Origin of the sequence: Phenylobacterium sp., assembly GCF_022402485.1 — a bacterium.
In the GTDB taxonomy this organism is placed as follows: Bacteria; Pseudomonadota; Alphaproteobacteria; order Caulobacterales; family Caulobacteraceae; genus Phenylobacterium.
The window spans coordinates 201,427-213,049 of sequence record NZ_JAKRSA010000012.1 but is presented as its reverse complement, the minus strand read 5'-3'; the positions used below and the strand labels follow the sequence as shown (position 1 = coordinate 213,049).

The window sequence follows — 11,623 nt, the reverse complement described above, 5'->3', positions numbered from 1 at the left end:
TGCCCGGCGCCACGTCCCCGTGGATCCAGACCGGCGGGCGGTTCCAGTGGGTGGAGAGGGCGGCCTCCCAGAGGGCCAGGGCCTCAGCGCCCCTGATCTGGTCGCCGAGGGCCGCCACCGCTGCGCGGGTCTCCCCGTCATAGACCGCCGGGTCACCGCCCCGGTGGAAGTTGTGCGCCCCGGCCACTGGGCCGTCGCCGGCGTCGATGGCCTGCAGGGCCAGCAGGAAATCGGCTAGGTCTTCGGCGAGGGTCTCGTGGTCGAGGCCGTCGGCGGCGGCCACCGTCTCACCCTCGATCCAGGCGCAGATCGACCAGGGGAAGGGATAGCCACGGCCGGGCGCGCCCACGCCTACGGGCGCCGGGATCGGCAGGGGCAGGTTTGACGCCAGTCTGGGCAGCCAGGCCTGCTCTTTTTCCACCTGGGCGAGGTAGTGGGAGGCGGCCGGCATGCGGACCAGCAGGTCGTCGCCCAGGCGGAAGGTGCGATTGTCCCAGCCACCGGGCCTGACCCGGGTGACCGACAGGGCCGCCCACTGGGGAAACTGTTCGGCCACCAGAGCGGCCACGGTCGCCTCGTCCACCTTGATCCGCTCGACCATCGGCCCGCCCCCAACGACCTTCCCCTATGTCAGGGGTTGAAGCCCCCGATCGGTGCGGTCCATGGTCCGCACCATAGTTTTCGCCCATTCAAGCGCACTTAGGGAGGGCCATATGCCCATCAGCCGCGAAGTCCACCTCATTTCCCGCCCCAATGGCATGCCGCAGGAGGGCGAGTTCGAGATCATCGAGACGACGGTCCCCGACGCCGCCGACGGCCAGGTGCTGGTCCAGAACCTCTACATGTCGGTGGACCCGGCCATGCGCCCGCGGCTGACCGCCGGCCAGGCCCTGAACGAGGCCATGATGGGCGGGGCGCTCGGCCGGGTGGTGCAGTCCAAGAGCCCTGACTTTGCGGTCGGCGACCTGGTGAACAACCGGATGGGCTTCCGCGAGTATTTCGTTTCCGACCCCAAGGCCCTGTCCAAACTGACGCCCGCCGAGGGCCTGCCGCTGACGGTCCATATGCATGCGCTCGGCATGACCGGCTTCACCGCCTATGGCGGACTGCTGTTCATCGGCGCCATGAAGGAGGGCGAGCAGGTGTTCGTCTCCACCGCCGGCGGGGCCGTGGGCTCGGTCGCGGCCCAGATCGCCAAGATCAAGGGCGGCTATGTGGTTGGCTCCACCGGGTCCGATGACAAGGCCGCCTGGCTGCGGGACGAGGTCGGTCTGGACGCGGTGATCAACTATAAGACCCAAGCCATCCGCAAGGCCGTGGAGGAAGCCACCCCTAAGGGCCTCGACGTCTATTTCGACAATGTGGGCGGTGAACACCTGGAAGCCGCCCTGCGCCGCATGAACACCCTGGGCCGCATCGCCGTCTGCGGCATGATCTCGGGCTATAACGAGGGCCAGTCCCCCGTGCGCAACCTCTCCAACATCATCTACTCTCGAGTGATGTTGCGGGGCTTTGTGGGCACGGATTTCATGCACCTGCAGCCCGACTTCCAGCGCGACATGGCCACCTGGCTGCGGGAGGGCAAGATCAAGTACCAGGAGACGGTGATGGACGGCATCGCCTCCGCGCCCCGGGCCCTGATCGGTCTCATGGAAGGCGCCAACGCCGGCAAGATGCTGGTCAAGCTGGCCGACTAGGGCGCGCAGCGCCAGAGAGGATCTGGGACACGAAGGGGCGTGAAGGACACAAAGACGAGCGGCTGACCCCTTCGTGTCCTTCGCTATCTTCGTGTCCCTCGTGTCCCCTGTTTGCCGTCGCCTGCGGCCCGTGGGGCGTGGCCTGCCCACATCACTCCCGACGCGCCGGCTTTCGCGGGGCGCTCAGGATGCTATGGCTTTGGCCTTTCGTATTCCTGGAGCCCGCCATGTTCCGCGCCTTCGCCCGCCTCGCCTTCGCCGCCGTCCTGCTGGGCACCCCGGTCGCCGTACAGGCCGAAGGCATCCCGCCGATCGAATACCGCGAGCGGGTGCTGGACAATGGCCTGCGGGTGTTGAGCGGGGTGGATGCCACGACCCCCAATGTGACGATCCAGGTCTGGTACGGGGTCGGCTCCAAGGACGATCCGCAGGGGCGGTCGGGCTTTGCCCACCTCTTTGAGCACATGATGTTCAAGGCCACCCGCAACATGCCGTCCGAGACCCTGGACCGGATGACCGAGGATGTGGGGGGCTTCAACAACGCCTCCACCTGGGACGACTTCACCAACTATTTCGAGGTGGTGCCCGCCAACCATCTGGAGCGCCTGCTCTGGGCCGAGGCCGAGCGCATGGGGTCCCTGGTGGTGGACGCCGAGATCTTCAATTCCGAGCGGGATGTGGTGAAGGAGGAGTTGCGCCAGCGCATTCTGGCCGCCCCCTATGGCCGGCTGTTTGGCCTGATGATCCCGCAGGCGAGCTACCAGGAACATCCCTACAAACGTCCCGGCATTGGCTCGATCGCTGAGCTGGACGCGGCCACCATCGATGATGTCCGGGCCTTCCACCGGGACTATTACCGCCCCGACAATGCCGTGCTGATCGTTATCGGCAACTTTGACGAGGCGCAGCTGGACGCCTGCGTCGACCGCTATTTCGGCCCCCTGAAGACCCCTGAGGCCCCCTTGAAGCGGGTGGATGCAATCGAGCCGCCGCGCGCCGGTCCGGGTGTCTTTGACGGCTATGGTCCCAATGTGCCCCTGCCGGCCGTGGTGCTCACCTGGCTGGGCGCCTCGGCCGCCAGTCCGGATGCCCCGGCGCTGAAGGTGCTGGACGCCATCCTGTCCGGGGGCAAGTCCTCACGGCTCTATAACAGCCTGGTCTATGAGCAGCAGATCGCCGTGGAGGCCTTCTCCCTGGCCGAGCTGCCGCAGCAGCCGGGCCTGTTTGCGGTGGGTGCCATCCTGGCCAGCGGTCAGACGGTGGACGCCGGCGAGGCCGCTTTGCTGGGAGAGGTCGCCCGCCTTCGGGCGGCGGCACCGACTCAGTCTGAGCTGGACGAAGCGCGCAATGAACTGATCGCCGCGGCCCTGCGCGAGCGCGAGACCGTCGATGGTCGGGCCTTTGCCCTGGGCTATGCCTGGGCGACCCAGGGCGATCCGGCCAAGGCCAACAGCGAGCTGGCCGAACTGGCCGCCGTCACCGCCGCCGACGTGCAGCGGGTGGCCCAGACCTATCTGGCCGAGGACCGGCGGATGAGCATCCGCTATCGTCCGGAAGCTGAGCGCCCGGCGGGGACGGTGCCAGCGGAGCCCCCCATCCCCCCCACCCAGGCGGTGGTCTTTGACGGTGAGATCGTCACCCTGGCCCCGGAGGCCGAGCGTCAGGCCCCGCCGCCGGTTGGCGCTGCCGTTGATCCGGTGCTGCCAACCCCCTCGGAGGCAGTGCTCGACAATGGCCTGCGGGTCATCATCGCCCGGTCCAGCGACCTGCCTCTGGTCTCCGCCAATCTGATCGTCAGGGCCGGTGCCTGGGCCGATCCCGTCGGTGAGGCCGGGGCCATGTCCATGACCGCGGCCATGCTGACAGAGGGCACCACCACCCGCACGGCCCCGGAGATCGCCCAGCAGATCGAGGCCCTCGGCGCCAGCCTGTCGTCATCGGCCGGCCTGGAGTCCGCCAGCCTGAGCCTGACGGTGATGTCGGACAAGGTCGCCCCGGCCTTTGCGATCCTGTCCGATGTGGCGCGCAATCCGGCCTTCGCCCCGGCGGAACTGGCCCGCCAGACCGCCCAGGCCCTGGACGGCATGGCGGTGGCCTATGAAGACCCCGGCCAGATCTCGGGCATGGCCGTGGGGCCGGTGATCTTTGCGGGCACCCCCTTCGGCCATCCGGTCGATGGCACGCCAGCCTCCCTGCCGCGTCTGACGGTTGAAGGCCTGAAGGCTTTGCACAGCCGCCATTTCCGGCCCGACAACGCCATCCTGGTGCTGAGCGGCGACATCTCACAGGAGGCCGGCCTGGCCCTGGCCCAGCAGGCCTTTGGGGACTGGGTCCGCCCTGCCGAGCCTTTGGCAGCCCAGCCGCAGGTCTCCCCCACCTCTCGCCGACAGGTGCTGGTGATCGATCTGCCAGGGGCGGGACAGGCCGCTGTTCGCCTCGTTAAGCCGGCCATTTCCCGTCAGAATGAGGCCTATTACCCCGGTATTGTCGCCAATTCGGTGCTTGGCGGCGGCTATTCGGCCCGGCTGAATCAGGAAATCCGCATCAAGCGTGGCTTGTCCTATGGTGCCGGGTCTGGGCTCACCACCCGGCGGACCACCGGCGCCTTCCAGGCCCAGGCCCAGACCAAGAACGAATCGGCACCTGAGGTCATGGACCTGATCGCCACGGAAATGACCCGACTGGCTGCGGCCCCGGTGACGCCTGAGGAACTGACCGCCCGCAAGTCGGTGCTGATCGGTGCCTTTGGCCGGTCCCTGGGAACGGCCGGGGGCCTGGGCGGGGTGCTCGGTGAACTGGCCCTGCAGGATGTGCCCCTGGCCGAGGTCGGCGCCTATACGGCCAAGGTCGAGGCGGTCACGCCCCAAGAGGTCCAGGCGTTCGCCGCCGCGCACCTGTCCCCCGCCGACGCCGCCGTCATCATCGCTGGGGACGCCGCGCTGTTTATTGAGGCCCTGGAGACGCAGGCGCCAGGCCTGCGCCGCGTTCCCGCCGAGACCCTGGACCTGGAAGCGCCTGGCCTGTGAGCGGCCGGAAGGCAGGGGTTGAACCTTGGCGCTAGAACCTGCCTAGATAGCCCATGCAGGATGAGTTCGATGTTGTGGTGGTCGGTGCAGGTGCCGCCGGTCTGGCCGCCGCCGCGCGTTTGTCCAGGGCCGCCCTTTCGGTTGTGGTGCTGGAGGGGCAGGGGCGGATCGGCGGTCGGGCCCACACCCTGGCGGCGCGCATGGACCTGCCCCTGGACCTGGGCTGCGGCTGGTTGCACAGCGCCGATCGCAACCCCCTGGCGACCCTGTTCGCCCGGGCCGGGGTGGCCCTGGACCGGACGCCGCCGGCCTGGGGCAGAGGTGCCGCCCATCTGAACCTGACCCCGGAAGATCAGGTGGCCTTCGCCGCCGTCCTGCGGGACTTTGAAGCGGCCCTGGAAGAGGCCGCCCGGACCGGCCAGGAAGGCCGCGCCCTGACCCTTCTAACCCCGGGGGCCAGCCGTTGGGCGGCGCTGCTGGAGGCCAACAGCGCCTGTTATCACGGGGCTGGCCTGTCACAGATCTCCATCCAGGACCATGCGGCGCGCCAGGACACGGGCGTCGCCTGGCGGGCGCCGGACGGCTATGGGGCGGCGATCTGCGGCCTCGCCCCGCGGTCGCTGATCGTTCCCCACTGTGCGGTGCTGTCCATCGACCATGAAGGCCCAAGGCTGCGGCTGGAGACCGCCCGGGGCAAGATCACCGCCAAGGCCGCTGTGCTGACCCTGTCCAGCGCCCTGATCGCTCAGGAGGCCATCCGGATTCATCCCCGGCTGCCGGCCAAGGTCGATGCCGCCACCGGCCTGCCCCTGGGCCAGGCGGAAAAGGTCTTCCTGCGGCCGTCCGCGCCGGAGCTCTTTCCCCGGGAAAGCCACCTCTGGGGCTGCCAGGACCGGGCGGCCACCGGCAGCTATTACATGCGGCCCATGGGGCGCCCGGTGATCGAATGCTACTTCGGTGGCGACCATGCCCGCGCCCTGGCCGAGGCCGGTCCCGGCGCCGCCACAGCCTACGCCATTGACGAACTGGCCGACCATTATGGCGCCGATGTGCGCAGCCAGCTTCAGCCGGTGGCCGAGACCCGCTGGGGTGCCGATCCCTGGGCTATGGGGGCCTATTCCCACGCCCTGCCCGGCTGCGCGCCCGCCCGCCGCGCCCTGGCCGAACCTGTGGATGGCCGGCTGTTCTTTGCGGGCGAGGCCACCTCATCCCATTCCTATGGCACCGCCCACGGGGCCTGGGAGAGTGGCCTGCGGGCCGCCGATGAGGCCTTGGCCGCCCTGGGTCTCCGGGAGCCCTGACTCGCAGGCGTCACACATGCCGATTATGATGGTCTCCAAACTGCGGGGGCGCGGCATGGACGACCACATCACCCGGGCCTTGAGCCTTTCGCGGCGCCGCCTGATGGCGGCGGGCCTCGGTGCCTTTCTGGCCCCGGCCCTTGATCCCCGGCAGGCCCTGGCCCAGCCGGTCTATGCCGATTATCCGTTCCAGCTGGGGGTGGCGGCGGGCGATCCCGCTCCGGACGGCTTTGTGATCTGGACGCGACTGGCACCCCGACCGCTGGAGATGGGCTATGGCATGCCCGCCCGCCCCGTGGCGGTCAGCTGGGAGGTGGCCGAGGACACGGGCTTTACCCGCATCGCCGCTAAGGGCGAGACCGTGGCCCGGCCTGAGCTTGGTCATGCGGTCCATGTGGAGGTGGGCGGCCTGTCCCCGGCCCGGACCTATCACTATCGCTTTACCTCGGGCGCCGAGCGCAGCCTGGCCGGCAGGGCCCGGACGACGCCGGCCCTCGGTGCCTCAGCGGCCCAGGTTCGCTTCGGGGTGGTCGGCTGCCAGCACTATGAACAGGGGCTCTACACCGCTCACCGGCGTCTGGCGGAGGAGGACGAGCTCGACTTCGTATTCTGCTACGGGGACTACCTCTATGAGGGCCGCGCCGCCCGGGTGTGGAACTCCGCCGCCGGGCCCCAGGCCAATCAGCGCCAGCATGTGGGCCAGGAAATCTACAGCCTGGACGACTATCGCCGCCGCTACGCCCAGTACAAGATGGACGCCGACCTCCAGGCCAGCCATGCAGCGGCGGCCTGGTTCGTCACCTGGGACGACCATGAGATCGACAACAACTGGGTCTCCGACCTCGATCAGGACGGGACGGATCCGGCGATCTTCCGCCTGCGCCAGCAGGCCGCCATGCAGGCCTTTTACGAGCACATGCCCCTGCGCCGGTCGGCCTTCCCGGCCGGGTCAGCCATGCGTCTCTATCGGCGGGCCGACTACGGGACCCTGCTGCGGCTGAACCTCCTGGACACCCGCCAGTACCGGACTGACCAGCCCTGCGGCGACCGCTGGGGGGTCTGTGATGAGCTGGAGCGGGCCCGGGCCGAGGTGCTGGGGGCGGCGCAGGAGCAGTTCCTGCTCGACAGCCTGTCGTCCTCCCCGGCCCGGTGGAACGCCATCGCCCAACAGATCATGATGATGGACCTGGACCGTGATCCAGGCCCGGCCTATCTGGCCAATCCTGACTCCTGGGGGGGCTATCGCACGCCCAGGGCGAGGCTTCTGCGCCAGATCCGCGACCGGCGGGTGGCCAATCCGGTGGTCCTGACCGGGGACGAGCACCAGAACTATGCCGGCGAACTGCATCTGGACGGGCGCAATCCTGAGCCTCGGGCCATAGCCACGGAATTTGTCGCCACCTCCATCACCTCAGGGGGCGACGGCATGGATCAGCAGCCACGGATGGTCCAGATCCAGGCGGCCAATCCGCAGCTGAAGTTCAACAACTCCCAGCGCGGCTACCTGCTGTGCGAGGTGACCCCGGAGCGCTGGCAGACCGCCTTCCGGGTGTTGGATAAGGTCAGCGTCCCGGGCGGGACGATCAGCACCCGGGCCAAGATGGTTGTGCCAGCCGGTGAAACCGTGGTGGTTCCGGCCTAGAGCCCTTTCCGATCTGATTGGTTCAATCAAATCGGACAAAAAGGGCTCCAAAACAAAAAGGTCAGAGCATTTTTTGGCCCGATAACCGTTTCACACTTATCGGAAAATGCTCTGGAGCGCGACCAGATCGAAAACGCCTCTAGCCCAGGTTCGCCCGCTCGCCCCAGCGGGCAAGGTCCGGTTCGTGGCCCATGAGCGCCAGGCCTGAGGCGATGGACTCCAGCTCCCCACCGGTCTCGATGGTTTCTGGGGCAAAGCGGCGGGCGAAGATGGCGCGGACCGCCGGCACCAGGGAGGAGCCGCCGGTGAGGAACACCCGGTCGATCCCGTCCGGGGTCAGGCCGGCCTCGGCCAGGGCCTCGTCCACCGCGACCTCGATCTTGTTCAGCTCCGGCGCGATCCAGGATTCGAATTCGGTCCGGACCACCTCGCGGACGATGGAGACCCCGCCGGCCTCGAAGGCGAAGGTCGCCTCATCCTGGACCGACAGGGTCTCCTTCAGGCGGGAGACCGCCCGGTAGAGGGGGTAGGCGTGGTTGTCGTCGAGGATCTCGATCAGCCGGGCGATCTTGTCGGGTTCCACGGCCTCGCGCTCGAGCCTGCGGATCTCGCGCATGTCCCGGGACGCCCGCAGGAGCGCCAGCTGGTCCCAGCGGGCGAAGGCCGAATAGTAGCGGTTGGGAATTGGCAGGGTCTTGCCGAAGGTCCTGTAGCTGGAGCCCTTGCCGAGCGCCGGCGAGACCAGCTGGTCGATGATCCGATAGTCAAAGGCGTCGCCGGCCACGCCAACCCCAGAGCGCCCCAGGGGCTCGGCCCGGAAGGCGCCTGACCCATCCCGCCGGAAACGGATGATGGAGAAGTCGCTGGTGCCGCCGCCGAAGTCCCCCACCAGCACCGTGGCGTCGGCCTTGAGCGTACGGGCAAAGAAGAAGGCCGCCCCCACCGGCTCATAGACATAGACGATTTCCGAGAATCCTAGCCGGGCGAACGCCGTCTCGTAGCGGGAGAGCGCCAGGCGCGGATCGGGAGCTGCACCGGCAAAGGTCACCGGGCGACCGACAATTACCCGGGCAGGCAGGTGGGCAAGGCTGCCGCCCCCATGCTCGCGGAGCTTGAGGAGGAAGGCCGAGAGCAGGTCCTCGAACCCGTAGCGGCGCCCCAGGATCTGGGTCTCGGTGAAGCTCGACGAGGCGGCGAAGGTCTTGAAGGACTGGATGAAGCGGGTCTCCAGCGGGTCTTCCACATAGGCCTCGATGGCCCAGGGGCCGGCCTCCACCGTGCGCTCGGCGGGCTGGTCGGGGGGTGCGTGGAAGGCGAGCGCCGAGCGGAAGGCGAACACCTCCCCCTCTGGCGCCGGAAACCGCACGAGGCTGGCCGGTGCGCCAGGCGCGGCCAGGGCCAGCACCGTATTGGTGGTGCCAAAATCGATCCCCAGGCTCAGTCCGGCCGGGGCAATAGGCAGGGCGCTCATGGCGCGGACTCCTTCGGGGGGGCGGACGGCGGATCGCCCGCCGCCCCGAAGGCGCGCGATCCGTCAGGTGTGCTGGCGGGCGCCGGTGTTCATCAGCGCGGGGCCTCGGTCTGGCGCAGGTCGTAGGCGGCCAGGGTGGCCAGCTGCAGGATGCGGGTCACCGAGGAGGACAGGGGCGCAATCTGCACCGACTTTTCGAGGCCCAGCAGAATGGGGCCCACGAGCGTGGCGCCGCCAAAGGCCTGCACCAGCTGGGTGGAGATATAGGCCGAGTGGATGGCCGGCATGATCAGCACATTGGCCGGGCCGGTCAGCCGCATGAACGGGAAATTGCCCCGACGCTCGGGCTCCAGGGCCAGGGACGGGGGCATCTCGCCCTCATACTCGAAGTCCAGCTCCATCTCGTCGAGCATGGACACGGCGTCGCGCACCTTCTCTGAGCGGTCGCCCATGGGGTTGCCGAAGGTGGAGTAGGACATGAAGGCCAGGCGCGGGGTGTAGCCCAGCGCCTTCACAGCCTGGGCGGCCTCCAGCGCGATCTCCACTAGGTCCTCGGCCTCGGGCATTTCGGTGACATTGCTGTCGGCGATGAACAGGGTGTGGCCCTTGCCCAGCAGCACCGACATGCCCATCACCCGGCCGGCCGGGGCCGGATCAATGACCCGCAGGACCTCGTCCAGCACCTGGTCGTAGGAGCGGGTCACCCCGGTCACCATGCCGTCGGCGTGGCCCAGCGCCACCATGCAGGCGGCAAAGGTGTTGCGGTCCTGATTCACCAGCCGCTGCACGTCGCGCATCAGATAGCCCTGGCGCTGCAGACGGGCATAGAGGAAGTCGGCGAATTCCGGATTGTGCTCCGACACCCGGGCGTTGATCACCTTCAGGCCCGCATCGTCGGGGTTGAGGCCCACGGCGAGCATGTTCTCGGCCACCAGCTCCTCGCGGCCCACCAGGATCGCTTCCCCAAGACCGGCGGTCTGGAAGGCGTAGGCCGCGCGGATCACGCTGGGCTCCTCGCCCTCGGCGAACACCACCTTCTTCTTCGGCCCGGCCATGACCGATCCTTGCAGCTTCTGCAGGAAGGCCGCGGTGGGGTCGAGGCGCTGGGCCAGCTGGGCGCGATAGGCGTCCATGTCCTCGATGGGCTTGCGGGCCACGCCGGAGTCCATGGCCGCCTGGGCCACGAAGGGCGGGATGTAGGAGATCAGCCGGGGATCGAAGGGGCTGGGGATGATGTATTGCGGGCCAAACTTCAGCTGGGCCCCGTGATAGGCCGCAGCCACCTCGTCGGGGACGTCCTCCTCGGCCAGGGCCGCCAGGGCTTTGGCGCAGGCGATCTTCATCTCCATGTTCACCCGGCGCGCCCGCACGTCCAGGGCGCCGCGGAAGATGTAGGGGAAGCCCAGGACGTTATTGACCTGGTTGGGATAGTCACTGCGGCCCGTCGCCATGATGGCGTCCTTGCGCACCGCATGGACCTCCTCGGGCGTAATCTCCGGATCGGGATTGGCCATGGCGAAGATGATCGGATTGGGCGCCATGGAGGCCACCATCTCCGGGGTCACCGCCCCCTTGACCGACAGGCCGAGGAAGCAGTCGGCGCCCACCAGGGCCTCGGCCAGGGTGCGCTTGTCGGTGTCCACCGCATGGGCGGACTTCCACTGGTTCATGCCCTCCGACCGGCCGCGATAGATGACGCCGGTATTGTCCACGGCGATGCAGTTCTGATGCTGCACCCCCATGGCCTTCATGAGTTCCAGGGAGGCGATGCCCGCAGCACCCGCGCCGCACAGCACCACCTTCACATCGGCGAGCGACCGGCCGGTGATCTTGCAGGCGTTGATCAGCCCCGCCGCCGAGATGATCGCCGTGCCATGCTGGTCGTCATGGAACACCGGGATGTCGAGCAGCTCCTGAAGCTCGGTCTCAATGCGGAAGCACTCGGGGGACTTGATGTCCTCCAGATTGATGCCGCCATAGGTGACACCGATGTTCTTGATCACCGTGATGATCTCGTCGGCGTCGGTGGCCGACACCTCCACATCGATGGAGTCCACGTCGGCAAAGCGCTTGAAGAGCACGCTCTTGCCCTCCATCACCGGCTTGGACGCCAGCGCGCCCAGATTGCCCAGCCCCAGGATGGCGGTGCCATTGGAGATGACCGCCACCAGGTTGCCCTTGGAGGTGTAGTCATAGGCCTTGTCCGGATCCTCGGCGATCGCCAGCACCGGTACGGCCACGCCAGGGGAATAGGCCAGCGAGAGGTCCCGCTGCGTGGCCATCGGCTTGGTCGGCACGATGGCGATTTTCCCAGGGGTGGGCAGACGGTGGAAGCTCAGGGCTTCCTCGTCGGTGAAGGTGCGTTTCTCGGCGTCGCTCATGAGCGCGGACGGTCCTTGCAGACACTGGTGATGGAAGAGGGGCGCAACCTACATACCCCGCCCCCCCGCCACAACCGCAAGACTCCTGCGGGGCGATAGGAATTG

Annotated in this window: 7 protein-coding genes; 4 read left to right on the top strand and 3 right to left on the bottom strand. The window is 68.1% G+C overall.

What is annotated here, in order from left to right; translation table 11 throughout:
- Positions 1-601 (bottom strand): phosphotransferase (locus MH112_RS04770; protein ID WP_296564587.1); only part of this gene is annotated, 601 nt, incomplete at its 3' end.
- Between the two features lie 112 nt (positions 602-713).
- Between MH112_RS04770 and MH112_RS04765 the strand changes: the two genes are divergently transcribed.
- The 4 genes from MH112_RS04765 (at position 714) to MH112_RS04750 (ending at position 7,666) form a co-directional block, all read left to right on the top strand.
- Entirely contained in the window at positions 714-1,697 is a 984-nt protein-coding gene (locus tag MH112_RS04765; RefSeq protein WP_296564584.1) for an NADP-dependent oxidoreductase, read from the top strand.
- Between the two features lie 227 nt (positions 1,698-1,924).
- On the top strand, positions 1,925-4,723 hold the full coding sequence (locus tag MH112_RS04760) for a pitrilysin family protein (RefSeq protein WP_296564582.1): 2,799 nt from the start codon (positions 1,925-1,927) through the stop codon (positions 4,721-4,723).
- A 53-nt stretch (positions 4,724-4,776) separates the two neighbouring features.
- Positions 4,777-6,024 (top strand): NAD(P)/FAD-dependent oxidoreductase, encoded by a 1,248-nt coding sequence (locus tag MH112_RS04755; protein ID WP_296564580.1) that lies wholly within the window; start codon positions 4,777-4,779, stop codon positions 6,022-6,024.
- 25 nt (positions 6,025-6,049) lie between these two features.
- Positions 6,050-7,666, top strand: a complete 1,617-nt coding sequence (locus MH112_RS04750; RefSeq protein WP_296564617.1) for an alkaline phosphatase D family protein — start codon at positions 6,050-6,052, stop codon at positions 7,664-7,666.
- 139 nt (positions 7,667-7,805) lie between these two features.
- Here the strand turns inward: MH112_RS04750 and MH112_RS04745 are convergent, their stop codons facing one another.
- Positions 7,806-9,137, bottom strand: coding sequence for an Hsp70 family protein (locus MH112_RS04745; RefSeq protein ID WP_296564576.1), 1,332 nt, complete (start codon positions 9,135-9,137; stop codon positions 7,806-7,808).
- A 92-nt stretch (positions 9,138-9,229) separates the two neighbouring features.
- The gene (locus MH112_RS04740; RefSeq protein WP_296564573.1) at positions 9,230-11,518 is read right to left on the bottom strand and encodes an NADP-dependent malic enzyme; all 2,289 of its coding nucleotides are present in this window, start codon (positions 11,516-11,518) and stop codon (positions 9,230-9,232) included.
- Positions 11,519-11,623 lie beyond the last annotated feature (105 nt).